This is a genomic window from Clostridium moniliforme, assembly GCF_017873235.1.
Taxonomy (GTDB): Bacteria; Bacillota; Clostridia; order Clostridiales; family Clostridiaceae; genus Clostridium; species Clostridium moniliforme.
Window position 1 is genome coordinate 145,118 of sequence record NZ_JAGGJZ010000002.1, and the last position, 15,812, is coordinate 160,929.

General features: G+C 25.9%; 18 protein-coding genes. 12 read left to right on the forward strand and 6 right to left on the reverse strand.

The window, feature by feature from the left end; genetic code table 11:
* Window positions 1-9: 9 nt before the first annotated feature.
* The 9 genes from aroB (at window position 10) to J2Z53_RS04085 (ending at window position 9,353) form a co-directional block, all read left to right on the forward strand.
* Entirely contained in the window at window positions 10-1,062 is a 1,053-nt protein-coding gene (gene aroB, locus J2Z53_RS04045) for a 3-dehydroquinate synthase (RefSeq protein WP_209795957.1), read from the forward strand.
* A 19-nt stretch (window positions 1,063-1,081) separates the two neighbouring features.
* Window positions 1,082-2,386, forward strand: a complete 1,305-nt coding sequence (aroA, locus tag J2Z53_RS04050; protein WP_209795958.1) for a 3-phosphoshikimate 1-carboxyvinyltransferase — start codon at window positions 1,082-1,084, stop codon at window positions 2,384-2,386.
* Entirely contained in the window at window positions 2,364-3,443 is a 1,080-nt protein-coding gene (gene aroC, locus J2Z53_RS04055) for a chorismate synthase (protein ID WP_209795959.1), read from the forward strand. The genes aroA and aroC overlap by 23 nt, the downstream gene beginning before the upstream one ends.
* A 2-nt stretch (window positions 3,444-3,445) precedes the next feature.
* On the forward strand, window positions 3,446-4,576 hold the full coding sequence (aroE, locus tag J2Z53_RS04060) for a shikimate dehydrogenase (RefSeq protein ID WP_209795960.1): 1,131 nt from the start codon (window positions 3,446-3,448) through the stop codon (window positions 4,574-4,576).
* Entirely contained in the window at window positions 4,560-5,072 is a 513-nt protein-coding gene (locus J2Z53_RS04065) for a shikimate kinase (protein ID WP_209795961.1), read from the forward strand. The genes aroE and J2Z53_RS04065 overlap by 17 nt, the downstream gene beginning before the upstream one ends.
* A gap of 6 nt (window positions 5,073-5,078) precedes the next feature.
* On the forward strand, window positions 5,079-5,507 hold the full coding sequence (gene aroQ, locus J2Z53_RS04070; RefSeq protein WP_209795962.1) for a type II 3-dehydroquinate dehydratase: 429 nt from the start codon (window positions 5,079-5,081) through the stop codon (window positions 5,505-5,507).
* A gap of 70 nt (window positions 5,508-5,577) precedes the next feature.
* Window positions 5,578-6,591, forward strand: coding sequence for a 3-deoxy-7-phosphoheptulonate synthase (aroF, locus tag J2Z53_RS04075; protein ID WP_209795963.1), 1,014 nt, complete (start codon window positions 5,578-5,580; stop codon window positions 6,589-6,591).
* A gap of 277 nt (window positions 6,592-6,868) precedes the next feature.
* A complete protein-coding gene (locus J2Z53_RS04080; protein WP_209795964.1) occupies window positions 6,869-8,470 on the forward strand; it encodes a Na/Pi cotransporter family protein in 1,602 nt (533 codons plus the stop codon).
* A 139-nt stretch (window positions 8,471-8,609) separates the two neighbouring features.
* A complete protein-coding gene (locus tag J2Z53_RS04085; RefSeq protein ID WP_209795965.1) occupies window positions 8,610-9,353 on the forward strand; it encodes an FAD-binding oxidoreductase in 744 nt (247 codons plus the stop codon).
* Window positions 9,354-9,423: 70 nt separating this feature from the next.
* Here J2Z53_RS04085 and J2Z53_RS04090 read toward each other — a convergent pair whose 3' ends face one another.
* A complete protein-coding gene (locus tag J2Z53_RS04090; protein WP_209795966.1) occupies window positions 9,424-9,972 on the reverse strand; it encodes a class IV adenylate cyclase in 549 nt (182 codons plus the stop codon).
* A 223-nt stretch (window positions 9,973-10,195) separates the two neighbouring features.
* Here J2Z53_RS04090 and J2Z53_RS04095 point away from each other — a divergent pair, with 223 nt between their 5' ends.
* Window positions 10,196-11,800, forward strand: a complete 1,605-nt coding sequence (locus J2Z53_RS04095) for a Na/Pi cotransporter family protein (protein ID WP_209795967.1) — start codon at window positions 10,196-10,198, stop codon at window positions 11,798-11,800.
* 79 nt (window positions 11,801-11,879) lie between these two features.
* Here J2Z53_RS04095 and J2Z53_RS12915 read toward each other — a convergent pair whose 3' ends face one another.
* The 3 genes from J2Z53_RS12915 to J2Z53_RS04100 all read right to left on the reverse strand — a co-directional run bounded on the left by J2Z53_RS12915 (window position 11,880) and on the right by J2Z53_RS04100 (window position 12,929).
* Window positions 11,880-12,014, reverse strand: coding sequence for a hypothetical protein (locus J2Z53_RS12915; protein WP_268835798.1), 135 nt, complete (start codon window positions 12,012-12,014; stop codon window positions 11,880-11,882).
* A 132-nt stretch (window positions 12,015-12,146) separates the two neighbouring features.
* Window positions 12,147-12,272, reverse strand: a complete 126-nt coding sequence (locus J2Z53_RS12920) for a hypothetical protein (protein WP_268835799.1) — start codon at window positions 12,270-12,272, stop codon at window positions 12,147-12,149.
* Window positions 12,273-12,683: 411 nt separating this feature from the next.
* Entirely contained in the window at window positions 12,684-12,929 is a 246-nt protein-coding gene (locus J2Z53_RS04100) for a hypothetical protein (RefSeq protein WP_209795968.1), read from the reverse strand.
* 186 nt (window positions 12,930-13,115) lie between these two features.
* Here J2Z53_RS04100 and J2Z53_RS04105 point away from each other — a divergent pair, with 186 nt between their 5' ends.
* Together J2Z53_RS04105 and J2Z53_RS04110 are read left to right on the forward strand one after the other, a co-directional pair.
* On the forward strand, window positions 13,116-14,153 hold the full coding sequence (locus tag J2Z53_RS04105) for a nucleoid-associated protein (protein WP_209795969.1): 1,038 nt from the start codon (window positions 13,116-13,118) through the stop codon (window positions 14,151-14,153).
* Window positions 14,154-14,267: 114 nt separating this feature from the next.
* On the forward strand, window positions 14,268-14,582 hold the full coding sequence (locus J2Z53_RS04110) for a DUF1540 domain-containing protein (protein WP_209795970.1): 315 nt from the start codon (window positions 14,268-14,270) through the stop codon (window positions 14,580-14,582).
* Between the two features lie 63 nt (window positions 14,583-14,645).
* On the opposite strand, the gene J2Z53_RS04115 is transcribed toward J2Z53_RS04110, so the two are convergent.
* Together J2Z53_RS04115 and J2Z53_RS04120 are read right to left on the reverse strand one after the other, a co-directional pair.
* The gene (locus tag J2Z53_RS04115; protein ID WP_209795971.1) at window positions 14,646-15,026 is read right to left on the reverse strand and encodes a DUF4363 family protein; all 381 of its coding nucleotides are present in this window, start codon (window positions 15,024-15,026) and stop codon (window positions 14,646-14,648) included.
* Entirely contained in the window at window positions 15,023-15,796 is a 774-nt protein-coding gene (locus tag J2Z53_RS04120) for a YetF domain-containing protein (RefSeq protein ID WP_209795972.1), read from the reverse strand. The genes J2Z53_RS04115 and J2Z53_RS04120 overlap by 4 nt, the downstream gene beginning before the upstream one ends.
* Window positions 15,797-15,812: the final 16 nt, after the last annotated feature.

Here is a 15,812-nt window from a genome sequence, read left to right on the forward strand (position 1 = left end):
AGGTATTTTATGAAAGAATTATTAGTGGATTTAGGAGAAAACTCCTACAATATAGAAATACAAAAAGGATTAATTAAAGATGTTTCTAAAAGTGTAAGAAAGGTTTTTAATGGAGAAAAAATATTTATTATTACAGATAAAAATGTAGATAAATTTTATGGAGATATAGTTTTAAATTCTTTAAAAAAAGATGGATTTAATGTAGATAAATATGCAGTAGAACCAGGGGAAGAAAGTAAATCATTTAATACATTACCCTTAATATATGATAAATTATTAGATTTTAAATTAACAAGGAAGGATTTAATAATTACTTTAGGGGGAGGTGTTGTTGGAGACCTTGGAGGATTTATTGCTGCAACGTTTTTAAGGGGAGTTTCCTTTATTCAAATACCAACAACACTACTTTCACAAGTTGATAGTAGTGTTGGAGGGAAAGTTGGAGTTGATTTAGATAGAGGCAAAAACTTGATTGGAAGTTTTTATCAACCTAAGAGAGTTTTAATTGATCCTAATGTTTTAAATACTTTAGAAGATAAATTTTATAGAGATGGAATGGGTGAAGTTATAAAATATGGCTTTATAAAAGATAAAAATTTATATCTTCTTTTAAATAGTTTAAATAGCAGAGAAGATGTAATGAAACATATTGAGGAGATAATTTATACTTGTTGTAATATTAAGAGAGAAATTGTAGAAAAAGATGAAAAAGACCTTGGAGAAAGAATGGTTTTAAATTTTGGACATACATTAGGTCATGCTATTGAAAAGCATTATGGTTTTTCAAAGTTTACTCATGGTGAAGGTGTAAGTATTGGAATGTATTTAATTACAAGACTTGCAGAGAAAAAGGGATTAACAAATGAAAATCTATCAGATAAGGTTAAAGAAATTTTAATAAGATATGGTCTTCCTTATAATGTAGAAATTAATGATATGGAAGATATAATTGAAACTATATCTTTAGATAAAAAGAATATGGGGAGTACCTTAAAGATAATAATTATGAAAGAAATAGGAAATGCAAAAATTTATAATACAACAGTAGATTTCTTTAGATAGGAGGAGAAATTTTAAGAGTATGGAAAGTCTTAAAATATATAATAATAAACTTAAGGGAGAAGTAATTATTCCTCCTTCAAAAAGTATGGCTCACAGGGCAGTAATTTGTGCATCTCTTAGTGAAGATGAAAGTATAATAAAAAATATAGATTTATCAGATGATATAATTGCAACAATAAATGGAATGAAAGCCTTAGGTGCAGAAATTAAATTAGATGATAAAAGATTAATTGTTAAAGGTATAAACATAAAGAATATGAAAAGGGGAGAAAGAATTATAGATTGTAATGAATCTGGTTCAACCCTTAGATTTTTAATTCCAATTGCATCTTTAGATAATGGAAAAAATAAATTTATTGGAAGAGGAAACTTAGGTAAGAGACCTCTTAATGTTTATTATAATATTTTTAATGAGCAGGGAATTAAATATTTACATAATGAAGGCGAAGTAATTCTTAAAACAGAAGGAAAGTTAAAAAATGGAGAATTTCATGTTAGAGGAGATATAAGCTCACAGTTTATAACAGGACTTATGTTTACTCTTCCACTTTTAGATGGAAACTCAAAAATAATTATTGAGGGACCACTTGAATCAAAGGGATATATAGATTTAACTATTAAAGCTCTTAAAGATTTTGGAGTTATTGTAGAAAATAATAATTATAGGGAATTTAATATTAAAGGAAATCAAAAATATAAGGGAAGAGAGTATAAAGTAGAGGGAGATTACTCCCAAGGAGCTTTTTTCTTATGTGGAGATGCCTTAGGTAATGAAGTTATATGTGAAGGATTAGATAGAGAATCCCTTCAAGGAGATAAGGAAGTTATTGAAATATTAGAGAAAATGGGAGTATTATTTAATAATGAAAAGTTAAGTTTAAGTAATTCTGGAATAATTGGAGTTTCAAATAAGCTTAAAGGAACTATTATTGATGCTTCAAGTTGTCCAGATATAATTCCTATACTTTCAGTAGTTGCTTGTCTTTCAGAAGGAAAAACAAAAATTATAAATGCTAAAAGACTTAGAATAAAAGAATGTGATAGACTTTCAGCTATTAATTTAGAACTTTCAAAGCTTGGTGGCAAAATAAAAGAAACAGAAGATGGATTAATAATTGAAGGAATTAAAGAATTTAAGGGTGGCGTTTCTGTTTGGAGCCATAAAGATCATAGAATAGCTATGATGCTATCTATTGCAGCTACAAGATGTAAAAATCCAATAATACTAGAAGATTATAAGTGTGTTTCTAAATCTTACCCTAAATTTTTTGAAGATTTTAAAAGGCTAGGAGGACAATTTAATGAGTGGAATGTGGGGAAATAACATAAAATTATCAATTTTTGGTGAATCCCATGGAGAAGGCATTGGAATTACAATAGATGGTCTTCCTTCTGGATTTTTATTAGATATAGATAGAATAAATTTTGAAATGGAAAGAAGAGCACCAGGAAGAAGCTCTATTTCAACTGCAAGAAAAGAAGGAGATAAAATTGAAATTTTAAGTGGAATATTTAATGGAAGGACAACAGGAACACCTCTTTGTGGAATAATAAAAAATAGTGATAGAAGATCAAAGGATTATAGTAAACTTAAAGATTTAATGAGACCAGGTCATGCAGATTATACTGGTAATATTAGATATGAAGGATTTAATGATTATAGAGGTGGAGGACATTTCTCTGGAAGAATTACAGCACCTTTAGTATTTGCAGGGGCAATATGTAAGCAAATATTAGAAAGTAAGGGAATAAGGATAGTAGCTCATATTAAAAGTATAGGTTCTGTTTGTGATGATTCTTTTAACCCTACAAATATACAGGGAGATTTAATTAAAAATCTTCCAAATATGGAGTTACCTCTTGTAAATTCATCTTTAGAAGATGATATGAGAAATGAAATATTAAATGCTAAAATTTCTGGAGACTCTGTTGGTGGAGTTATTGAATGTGCGGTAGTTAACATAAATGCAGGTATTGGAAATCCATTTTTTGATTCTGTAGAATCTACCTTATCACATCTTTTATTTTCTGTTCCAGCAGTTAAAGGGGTAGAGTTTGGAGATGGATTTAATATTTCAAAACTTAAAGGTTCAGAAGCAAATGATGAATTTTATTATGATGGAGACGAGATTAGAACAAAGACAAATCATAATGGAGGAGTACTTGGAGGAATTACAAATGGAATGCCAGTAATATTTAAAGTAGCAATTAAGCCTACAGCTTCTATTTCAAAACCTCAACATACAATAAATTTACAAAGCAAAAAGGAAGAAGAACTAAAAATAGAAGGAAGACATGATCCTTGTATAGTTCAAAGGGCACTTCCAGTTATAGAAAGTGTTGCTGCTATTGGAATTTTAGAACTTTTGAAAGGAAGATAACAATGAAATCTTTAGAGAGCTACAGAAAAGAAATAGATAAAATAGATAATGAAATAACAAAGTTATTTGAAAAAAGAATGAATGTGGTATTAAAGGTAGCGGAATATAAAAAAGAAAACAATCTTCCAATATTTAATGAAGAAAGAGAAGAAAAAGTAATTAAAAAAAATGTTGATAGATTAGAAAATAAAGATTACACTAAAGAAATTGAAGAATTTTTTATAAATTTAATGAAAGTATCTAAGGATTTACAAAAAAGAAAATTAGGTAGAGTAGAAGAAAAAAGTGATAATCAAGTTAATTTTTATGGACTTATAGGAGAAAAACTTTCTCATTCTATTTCACCTAAAATACATAATATGATTTTTGAAACTCTTAATGTTAATGATAGTTATAGGTTATTTGAAATACCTAAAGAAAATATAGGAAACTTAAGAGAGGCATTAAAAACTTTAACTATTAGAGGAGTAAATGTTACAATTCCATATAAAGAAAAGGTCATTGAATATTTAGATGAAATATCTAAAGAAGCTAAAAATATTGGAGCTGTTAATACAATTTTTAATAAATCAGGAAAACTTATAGGTTATAACACTGATTATTATGGATTTAAATATATGTTAGAGGATAAAAATATTAATGTAACAGGGAAAAAAGTTACTGTACTTGGAACTGGTGGTGCAAGTAAGGCAGTAATTACTTATCTTTTAGACTCTCATGTATCAGAAATACTATTAGTTAGTAGAAAGAAAAAAGATGTATACAAAAATGAAGAAAAAATAAAAGTAATAGAATACAAAGATTTAAAGGGAGTTTTAGGGGATATTATTATTAATACTACTCCTGTAGGTATGTATCCTAAAATGAAGGATTCACCAGTTACTTTAGAAATAATAAAAAATTATGATGTATTAGTTGATTTAATATATAATCCATTAGAAACAGAGTTTATTAAATTAGGTAAGGAAAATAATAAAATAACTTGTAGTGGACTTATGATGCTTGTAGGGCAAGCCGTTAAAGCAGAGGAGATTTGGCAAGATAAAACTATTGATAAAAAGGTTATAATAGATATATATAACAAACTTATTAAAGAGTTTAAATCAAGGAGAAGTTATGAAAAAGAGAGATAAAATTATCCTTATTGGTATGCCAGGATGTGGGAAAACTACAATAGGAAGAATTTTAGCTAAGGAGTTAAAATACAATTTTTATGACATGGATGAATATATTGAAAAAAATGAAGGAATACAAATAAAAGATATATTTAAAAAGTCAGAAGATGCCTTTAGAAAATTAGAAACTAAAGCTTGTTTAGAACTTACAAAAAAAAATAGATGTGTAATTTCAACTGGTGGAGGAGTAATTAAAAAAGATATTAACATAAATATTTTAAAGGAACATGGTATCATTGTATTTATAAATAGACCAATTGAAAAAATTTTAAATGATATTGATATTTCAAAAAGACCTTTACTTAAATCAGGAAAAGATAAATTATATAGCCTTTATGAGGAAAGATTTGAAAAATACAAAAATTGTTCTAATATAGAAGTTATTAACGAAGGATTTTTAAGAGATACAATTGATTTAACTAAATTAAAGTTAAAGGGAAAGATTAAGGAGTAATTAATTATGAAATTAATGGTTATAAATGGTCCTAACTTAAACATGCTTGGTATAAGAGAAAAGAAAATTTATGGAGCTAAAAGTTTTAAAGAGGTTGAAGAATATATTAAAAATGAAGGGGAAAAGAGAAAAGTAGATATAACTCTTTTTCAAAGTAATATTGAAGGAGAAATAATAAATGCCATTCAAAGAGCTTATTTTGAAAATTTTGATGGTATTATAATAAATCCAGGAGCTTATACTCACTATAGTTATGCAATTTATGATGCAATAAAAAGTGTAAGTATAGATACAGTAGAAGTACATTTATCAAATGTACAAAATAGGGATGAATTTAGAAAAAAATCAGTTACAGCAGCAGCATGTATTGGTCAGATTTCAGGTTTTGGTGAATTTGGATATGTACTTGCAATGGAAGCATTATTAAATAGATAATATAATTTAGAAAAAGTTAGGATAGAAAGTATAGTAGGTGTTTCTAAGAAGTATTTTAGGAGGATATTTTATGATAATTGTTATGAATACAGATGCTAATTCAGATGATATAAATAAAGTTAGTAAATGTGTAGAAAAGTTAGGACTTAGAACAAACCTATCAAGAGGGGGATCATATTTAATAGTTGGAGTTATGGGAGATACTTCAATAATAGATCCAAATAAACTTTTAAGATTTGATGGGGTAGAAAAGGTTGTTAACGTACAAGAACCTTTTAAAAAGGCAAATAGATTATTTAAGCCAGAGGATACAATAGTTGATGTTCTTGGAAATAAAATTGGTGGAGGACACATTGGTGTTATGGCAGGTCCTTGTTCAGTTGAAAGTGAAGAACAAATTATTAGTATTGCAAAAAGTGTTAAGGAGTCTGGAGCAACTTTTTTAAGGGGTGGAGCATTTAAACCAAGAACATCACCATATAGCTTTCAAGGTTTAGAACTTGATGGACTTAAACTTTTAAAAAAGGCAAAGGAAGTTACAGGACTTCCAATAGTTACAGAGCTTATGTCAACAGACTACATTGATGATTTTGTTGAAAATGTTGATGTTATACAAATTGGAGCAAGAAATATGCAAAACTTTGATCTTTTAAAACAAGTTGGAAGAACAAAAACTCCAATACTTTTAAAAAGAGGTATAGCTGCAACTATTGAAGAATGGCTTATGGCAGCTGAATACATAATGGCTGGTGGAAATGATAATGTAATTCTTTGTGAAAGAGGAATTAGAACTTTTGAAACAGCTACAAGAAATACATTAGACTTAAGTGCTATTCCAGTTGTTAAAAGACTTAGTCATTTACCTGTTATAGTTGATCCAAGTCATGCTACAGGATATTGGTATTTAGTTGAACCTTTAGCAAAGGCTGCAATAATGGCAGGTGCTGATGGGCTTATGATAGAAGTTCATAATGATCCAGAAAATGCATTAAGTGATGGACAACAGTCAATAAAGCCTGAAAGCTTTAAAAGACTTATGAAAGAAGTAAAAAGAATAAGTGAGTTCGAAGGAAAAATACTTTAATAAAAGAAGTTCTTTAAATGGCTATAAACATTTAAAGAACTTCTTTTTTATTAAAGGTAAATTTTAAAATTAATATATTATTTATAAATTGTTTAATATATTTATTATTAAAACTATATTAATTAATATTAATGTTATGTTAAATTTATTTAATTAAAAATTTTTTATGATAGACTTTACTTGAAATGAAAAAAAGATAATATAAAAATATTATTTTTTAAAATATTAAAAAAACTTTAGATTAGTTTATAAAATAAAAGGTTGGAGGGATAATGTTTTGGAAATTCTAGGTATACTTTCAGGAGTTATAGGTGGATTAGGATTATTCCTTTATGGAATGAAGTTAATGGGAGATGGGCTTGAAAATGCAGCTGGTGAAAAATTAAAAGGAATAGTTGAGAGATTTACAAGTAACAGGTTTATAGGTGTTTTAGTAGGTGCAATAGTTACTGCTATTATTCAAAGTTCAAGTGCAACGACTGTAATGGTAGTTAGTTTTGTAAATGCAGGAATTATGAATTTAGTTCAAGCAACTGGAGTAATAATGGGAGCTAATATTGGAACAACAATAACGGCTCAAATGGTATCGTTTAAATTAGAGAATGTGGCACCATTTGTAATTGGACTTGGTGTATTTATATTGTTTATTTCTAAAAATAATAAGAGAAAAGAAATTGCAAATATTTTATTAGGGTTTGGGATATTATTTTTAGGAATGGAACTAATGTCAAATTCTATGGCTCCTATTGCAAAATCTGAATTTTTTAAGGATTTTGTATTTTTAGTTGGAAACAATGTATTTTTAGGTATATTAACAGGATTGGTTATGACTGCAATTGTGCAAAGTTCATCTGCTACAACTGGAATACTTATAGCTTTGTCAATGACAGGCTCTATAAATCTTTATGTTGCACTTCCAATAATATTAGGTTGTAATATAGGTACATGTGTAACTGCTTTACTTTCAGCAATAGGAGCTAATAGAACAGCAAAAAAAGCAGCTATTATTCATTTATTATTTAATATAATTGGAACAATTATCTTTATACCTTTTATTGGAATATTAATAAAAATAGTTCAATATATAAGTCCTAATGATATACCAAGACAAGTTGCAAATGCACATACTATATTTAATGTTACAGTAACTCTTATTTTATTACCTTTTGTTAGTGGATTAGTATTACTTGCAAATAAAATATTACCAGATAAGAAAAGTGTTGAATCTGGAAAAGAAGTATACTTAGATAAAAAATTATTAGATACACCAGTTATAGCAACAGTTCAAGCACAGAAGGCAACTATTACTATGGCATATAAAGCAAAAACCAATTTTGAAAATGCAATGAAAGCATTTAATGAAAATAATGAAAAGTTAATACAAAAAGTAATGGAAAATGAAAAGGATATAAATTCATTAGAGAGAGAAATTGCAGACTATTTAATTAGTTTGTCTGAAGAAACATTATCTGATGATTTAATAAATGATATAACTTCAGCTTTCAATATAATAAATGATATTGAAAGAATAGGAGATCATGCTAAAAACATTTCTGAACTTGCATTGGAAAAGATATATGAAAAAATTAAATATGATGATGAGGATTTAAAAGAATTAAATATGATGTATAAAAGTGCATTAAATATTATGGAAATGGCAATAGATGCTTATAAAGATAATATTGTAAAGGATAGAGAACTTTTAAATAGAATTGAAAATAATATAGATAACATGGAAAAACAATTAAGAAATAATCATATAAAAAGGCTTAGTACAGGGAAAACAACCAATGCTTATGGAAGTGTAGTATTTTTAGATATAATAAGCAACTTAGAAAGAATAGGAGACCATTCAGTAAATATTGCAGAATCTGTTTAAATTTTAAATTGTTTAAATAAATATTTTTAAAAATAATACATAGATTAAAGAAATATGATAAAATAGTTTATTAATTAACAATTATTATTTATAATATATTACAATACAATTATTCAAAATTTAAAGGAGGGAATATATTATGATTAATATGAAAGAAGTAGAAATATTTAATAAAGTAAAAGAAAATGATGTAGTTACATCTTTTTATATGAGACCTAAAAGTGGTGAAAAATTAAAGAAGAATATGCCAGGACAATTTATATCAGTAAATCCAATTAAAGAAGGAGAAAATAAAGGAGCTATAAGGCAATATAGTTTATCAATGAAACCAGGTTTAGATTTCTATAGAATTAGTGTTAAAAGAGAAGAACACGGATTAGTATCTAGATATATGCATGATGAAGTAAAAATAGGAGATACAATATTTATAACTGATCCACTTGGAAAATTCACATTAAAAGATAGCAATAAACCATTAGTTTTAATAAGTGGAGGTATTGGAGTAACTCCAACTATGTCTATGTTATATAAGGCTTTAGAAGATAAAAGAGATGTTACATTTGTTCAAGCAGTTCTAAATTCAACTCAACATACTTTTAAAAATGAACTTAAAGAATTAAAGAAAAATAATAAATATATGAAAACAGGAGTATTCTATCAATCTCCATTAGAAGCAGACATATTAGGTGAAGATTATGATGAAGTCGGATTCATTACTAAAGAATGGATTGAAGAAAATTTACCTAAAGATGGAGACTTTTATTTCTGTGGACCTTTAGGATTTATGAAGCATATATATGATACTTTAAAGGAAATGGGAATAAGCAATGATTCAATACATTATGAAATGTTTGGACCTTCAAAAGATTTATCAAAATTATAATGGTAGAATATAATATATTAGATATAAAAATTATGGCTGGACTTAGTATAAACTTTGCCCAGCCATTTTTTTATTTATGATTTTTATTATATTCATCAATTAATTCATAAATAGTTTTTGAAGTTGTATCTTTTATAGTATATCCAAGTAAAGATAAAATTTTATTTAAAGACTCTAAAGAAGAGGTTTCAATTTCAATATAAGGGAATGGACAAAAGTCCTTATCATTTATATCAATTTCTACTAAGCCATCTAAAACTTTATAACTTTCTCTATATTTTTTTATAGATTGATGAAGTACAAGACCTAAAGATTTAAATATTCCTTCAGCCATAGTTTTATTATCTACTATAACTTCATTCTCTTCCATTTCTTTAAACTCACCTTGAGATAGCATTTTTTTTGTTGTCATAAATATTATTTCTTTATTATTGATAAGATCATTAACTGTTCTAATTCTTGCATATCCTTTTGCTTTTAAAAGTCTTCCATCTTCAAAATCATATATATCATTTATTTGATTTTCAGACTTTACTTTTTCTGCTTTTAAATTAACTAATTTTTCTCTAATTTTATCTACATCTATATTTATAATTCTAGTTTCTAATTCTTTTCCCATTATTCAAACCTCCTAAATAGATTTTATAATTTTATTTAAAATAATAGTCTTATTTTAATATTATATCAAATGAATACAAACTTAAATTAAAGCAAATAATTAAATATTATAATATATAAATGTAAATAAATATTTAATAATTATATAATACTATTAACTTTATGAACAATAGTAGATAAAATTAGATGTGCATCAAAAGAAAAAGAGTTGGAGGAAAATATAATTGAATATATTAGGAATAATTTCAGGTCTAGTTGGAGGATTAGGTTTATTTCTTTATGGTATGAAGCTAATGGGAGATGGCCTTGAAAATGCAGCAGGTGAAAAACTAAAGTCTATAGTTGAGAAATTTACAAGCAATAGATTTGTTGGAGTTGCAGTAGGAGCATTAGTTACGGCAATTATTCAAAGTTCAAGTGCTACAACTGTAATGGTTGTAAGCTTTGTTAATGCAGGAATTATGAATTTAATTCAAGCAACAGGAGTAATAATGGGGGCTAATGTTGGTACAACAATAACAGCTCAAATGGTTTCGCTTGATTTAGAAAGTATAGCTCCATTTATAATTGGAGTTGGGGTATTTATTTCTCTTGTAGCCAAGAGCAAAAAGAGAAGAGATATTGCAAATATTTTATTAGGATTTGGTTTATTATTTTTAGGAATGGGGTTAATGTCAGGTTCTATGAAGCCAGTTGCAGAATCAGATATGTTTAAGGATTTTGTATTTTTAGTTGGAAATAATATGTTTTTAGGACTTATAACTGGATTAGTTATGACAGCAGTAGTACAAAGTTCATCAGCAACAACAGGAATTCTTATAGCCCTTGCAACAACAGGTGCAATAGATCTTTATGTTGCCATTCCAATAATTTTAGGATGTAACATAGGAACTTGTGTAACTGCATTACTTTCAGCAGTAGGAACAAATAAAACAGCAAAAAAAGCAGCAATTATACATTTATTATTTAATATTATAGGAACTATTATTTTCTTACCATTTATAGGTTGGCTAATTGAAATTGTTCAAGTAATAAGTTCAGGAAATGTTGTAAGACAAATAGCAAATGCTCATACAATATTTAATATTATAGTTACTATTATTTTAATACCTTTTGCAAATGTATTAGTTTTTATTGCAGATAAAATACTTCCAGGGGAAGATAATATTGAAAAAAATGGAGTGCTATACTTAGATGAAAAATTACTTGAAACACCAGTAATAGCTGCAATACAGGCAGAAAAAGAAACTGTAAGAATGGCATATAAAGCTAAAGAAAATTTTGAACTTGCTATGAATGCTTTTATTGAAGGAAATGAAGGGCTATCTGATAAAGTTATAAAAAACGAAAGAATTATAAATACATTAGAGAGAGAAATTGCAGATTATTTAGTTAAATTATCTGAAGCTCAATTATCAGATGATATAACAAAAGATGTTACATCAGCTTTTAATATAATAAATGATATAGAAAGAATTGGAGATCATGCAAAAAATATATCAGATCTTGCAAGAGAAAAGATATATGAAAAAGTTAAATATGATGAAGAAGATGTACATGATTTAAAGGTTATGTATAATAATACTCTAGAAGCTATTGAAATGGCTATAAAAGCTTATGAAAATAGAAGTATTAAAAATTCAGGTCTTCTTAAAGAATTAGAAAATGCTATTGATGTAATGGAAAAAGAGTTAAGAAGTAGTCATATAAAAAGACTTAGCAACGGAAGAACAACTGCTTATGGAAGTGTAATCTTTTTAGATATAATAAGTAATCTAGAAAGAATAGGAGATCATGCAGTAAATATAGCAGGTTCAGTAGAAGGGTAAGTTTAGAATAACAAAAATAGTATATTAAAAATAATTAAGAGGTTATCAAAATATTTTTTGTAACCTCTTTTTATAATATTTATTTATTAGTATTATCTTTTTTTAGTCCACATGGTACCCAAGGATAATCTGGATGTGATGGATCACAAGGATCTGTTGGATCAACTTTTTTATCTTCCTCTAAAATTTGATCGTAAAAATCGTCTTTAGTCACTTTATCTTTATCTTTCATTTAAGCATCTCCAATCTTTAAAAATTTCAATATTTTTCTATTAAGTATATTTTATATCTAATAATAACAATTATCAATAGAAAGTTTTTGTTTATAAGAAAATTTTTATTAAAATCATTTAAGTCGTCTTCCTTTAACTATTTTATAAAGTATAAATACGCTTATAAATGAAATAACTAAAAATAACATTAGATTACTTTTATCATAAAAATTAATAGAACAAGTAGAAATTTTATCCATAAATATCCTCCTATAATTTTCATATTAATATTGACTTTAGTTTTATAATTTTTAACTAAAATCATAATTAATAAAATATATTAATTTTATTAATTAATATGTTATAGAAAATATTAATTAAAAGAGGATTTTATTAATATTAGTGATTAGTATATTTCATTTTCTGATGAAGCTTTAATATAATTTTTATTTTCTTTTAATTTTTCATATTTAGAATTTCCATCAAATATATAATCTCCAAGTATAAGCCTTAAAGTTTTATAGGAAGTTTTGTGTAACTTTCTAATATATAATTGATTATTATTTGTATCATAGAAGTAGTTACTAAATATTAACTATAACTTTTAAATATTATCCAATCATCAGAAGATTGTATGTTAGATGGATCTATAATTATATCTTTAGTATCTCCTAAGTTTTCAAAATTATATTTTTTTCTTTTTTAGTTTGTTTGTTATATGTAATTAAGTTAAAAAATTTAATTCTATAATCACCTGTTTCTTTAAGATTTTTATGATTAAGAGCATAATAGTAATTAGAATTATGATTAACAAAAAGTATAGAATCAAAATTTTTATATGTATAACGATAAAAAATAGAAATAATAACAACTGCTACTATTATCGAATAAACAATAATAACTTTTTTTACTTTCATATTTTAAAATCCCCTTAAATTCATTATAAAATTTTAAATTAATTAAATAGAAATAGGTTTATAAATATTATAGCAAAATTTACCAAATAATAAAACTAATTGAAAACAATCTTGCCAGATGAATTATATTTCATATATGATACAATATAAAATGTTAATGATTTTTAGTTGGAGGAAATTTAAAAAATGGAATATATAAATGATATTAATATAAATGAGGCTATTATACATATTTTAGATAGCAATGGGGGAGAGCCAGTTTTAAATGAATATTTTTTAGATTTAAATGAGGATATATATAAATTTGTTTTTAAGCATATAGAAAAGTGTTTTAAGGATGAAGAATTAAAATATGCTAAGTTTAATGAAGGAAGAAGTATTGTAAAGGAAGTAACACAAGATTATTTAAATGGTGTAGATAGTGATTTAATTAATCTTTCAAAGGAACTTGCAAGACAGATGTTTGCAATAATGAATGGGAATGTTAATATTCCTTCTTGTGACCTTATAGTTGCATCTATAACAACAGATCAAGGACCTATGATTGCTATTTTAAAAATGGATTATATAAAAAATTTTACTCATCATGTTGAGTTTTTAGATAATAAAATTGGAATTGGAATTGTACCACAATCAGCAGGACTTCCTGGTAGTTCTCAAAAGATTCAAAAGGCAGCTTTTATAAAACCAATAAGAGAAGACGAAAATTATAATTTGATGGTTTTAGATAAACAAAGGAAAAGCAAAAATGAAGATGAGTATGGAGCAAATTATTTTATAAATAATTTTTTAGGATGTACTATAATTGCAAATGAAAGGGATATGACAAAAACTTTCTTAAAGGCTACTGAAGCTTGGACAAGAGAAAATTTTCCAGAGGATGCAGATCAGGCTGAAAAGGTTAGAAGTAAAGTTAAAAATAAACTTAAAAATGAGGAAGTTATTAATATAGATGAATTTTCAGAAGAATTATTTAAGGATCAAGAAATTAAAAAAGAAAATTTTAATACTTTTGTAAAGTCCCAAGGCTTAGATGAAGTTTCCGTAGATAAAACTTGGGTAGAGAAGAAACTAAAAAGAGTTAGATTAAAGATAGATAAAGAAATAGATCTTTATATAGATGAAGAAGCTTATAATGATTCAAGTAAATTTGAAATTGTAAGAAATGGTGATGGAAGTATAAACATGGTAATTAAACATGTTAAAAATTATATAGAAAAATAAGGTTAAATATTAGGTGTAGCTATAAAAATATACTTATGATGTAAAATTAAGAATTAAAAATAAAAATTTACAAATAATAATAGGGTATATTAATAAAAAAGGAGTTGTATATTTATGGCTACATTAAGATGTCAAGTTAGAGAATGTATTCACAATAAAGATAGTTATTGTTGTAATGAATCAATAGCTGTTAGTGGAAGAGAAGCAATGTCTTCATCACAAACAATGTGTAAGGATTTCGAAGAAATGAGTTATTCTATTATGAGTATGGAACAAAGACCTAATCCTAATATGGAAATAGAATGTAATGCAAAAAATTGTATGTATAATGATAGACAAAGATGTATAGCAAATTATGTTGATATATCTGGTGATAATTGTAAAGATGAAAGTGATACTAAATGTGAAACTTTTGTAGAAAAATATTAAATATAAAAATAAATGTCCTCTTAATGTTTTAAGAGGACATTTATATTTTATTAAAGGAAAAAATTAAAGTATATTGTTTAGAGTTGGATATTGAAGTTGTTTGATTCTATCTGCATTATATTTAATTAGATGCAAAGTTGATAATGATTCAGCTTTATCATGACATTTTATAAGAACAGTAGCTCTAACAGTATTATTTATAAGTTCATCTATATCAGTATGATTTATATAAATAGATGATACAAATCCATCAGTTTTTAAAAGTTCTAAAAGCTTAACACTTTTTTTATAGGATTCATTCCAGTTACCACTATCTAGTAATTCTTCAATTTGAGAGCTTTCTTTTGAAATTTCATCACAAAGTTTTATAAGTTCATTATTTGCAAAAATAACAAATCCAACAACTATAAAAAATAAAATAAGAGAAATTATTGTATTTTTCATTTTCTTTTCTCCTTTTCATATTCGTTAAAGAGTTGATATTTAAAGTTACCATTAGTATCATATAAAGCTATAAGTACTTTTTTTATATCGTTAATACCATGTTTTTTTAATTCTTTTTTAATCCAATCCTTATCATTGTTAACTTTTGTAAGTGGATTTTTATTTATTTTTCCATCAGCTACTAATACTTTAGGAAGCAGTATATTATTAGCTTGATCTTGAGATTTAGATTTCTTTTTATTTTTAGACTTATTTTCAGATTGATTTTGACTTTGACCTTGAGATATACCACTAGATGTATTTCCACCACTACCTGAAGAATTATTGAAATCAGTTGGAAGAACGGATATATGCCCATTATTTTCAAGTATTGCATATTTTATTTGGTCTAAATCAAAATATTCTAAAAGCCTAAGTTCTTCTAAAAGTTCATCTAAATTAATTTGTTGACTCTTTAATGCTTTATATTGAATTTTCCCATTATAAATTAATATGGAAGGTTCCCCTTCTATAAGTTTTCTTGCAAATTGACATTTAAGTTGTAGTTGAGAAATAAGCACTTTAAGTAGCATTAATGTAATTATAGGAATAATTCCTAAAATTAATGGCAATCTGCTATCTTGCATAGGAATTGATGCTAAATCTGAAATCATAATAGTTATTACAAATTCATAAGGTTGAAGTTCACCAATTTGACGTTTTCCCATAAGTCTCATTGCTAATATAACTAAAACATATAAAATTGCAGTTCTTATAAAAACAATAAACATAAATAAACACCTCAAA

Coding starts and splice junctions, on each gene's coding strand:
- aroB (WP_209795957.1), top strand. CDS start 10: ATGAAAGAATTATTAGTGGATTTAGGAGAAAACTCCTACAATATAGAA.
- aroA (WP_209795958.1), top strand. CDS start 1,082: ATGGAAAGTCTTAAAATATATAATAATAAACTTAAGGGAGAAGTAATT.
- aroC (WP_209795959.1), top strand. CDS start 2,364: ATGAGTGGAATGTGGGGAAATAACATAAAATTATCAATTTTTGGTGAA.
- aroE (WP_209795960.1), top strand. CDS start 3,446: ATGAAATCTTTAGAGAGCTACAGAAAAGAAATAGATAAAATAGATAAT.
- J2Z53_RS04065 (WP_209795961.1), top strand. CDS start 4,560: ATGAAAAAGAGAGATAAAATTATCCTTATTGGTATGCCAGGATGTGGG.
- aroQ (WP_209795962.1), top strand. CDS start 5,079: ATGAAATTAATGGTTATAAATGGTCCTAACTTAAACATGCTTGGTATA.
- aroF (WP_209795963.1), top strand. CDS start 5,578: ATGATAATTGTTATGAATACAGATGCTAATTCAGATGATATAAATAAA.
- J2Z53_RS04085 (WP_209795965.1), top strand. CDS start 8,610: ATGATTAATATGAAAGAAGTAGAAATATTTAATAAAGTAAAAGAAAAT.
- J2Z53_RS04090 (WP_209795966.1), bottom strand. CDS start 9,972: ATGGGAAAAGAATTAGAAACTAGAATTATAAATATAGATGTAGATAAA.
- J2Z53_RS12920 (WP_268835799.1), bottom strand. CDS start 12,272: ATGGATAAAATTTCTACTTGTTCTATTAATTTTTATGATAAAAGTAAT.
- J2Z53_RS04100 (WP_209795968.1), bottom strand. CDS start 12,929: ATGAAAGTAAAAAAAGTTATTATTGTTTATTCGATAATAGTAGCAGTT.
- J2Z53_RS04105 (WP_209795969.1), top strand. CDS start 13,116: ATGGAATATATAAATGATATTAATATAAATGAGGCTATTATACATATT.
- J2Z53_RS04110 (WP_209795970.1), top strand. CDS start 14,268: ATGGCTACATTAAGATGTCAAGTTAGAGAATGTATTCACAATAAAGAT.
- J2Z53_RS04115 (WP_209795971.1), bottom strand. CDS start 15,026: ATGAAAAATACAATAATTTCTCTTATTTTATTTTTTATAGTTGTTGGA.
- J2Z53_RS04120 (WP_209795972.1), bottom strand. CDS start 15,796: ATGTTTATTGTTTTTATAAGAACTGCAATTTTATATGTTTTAGTTATA.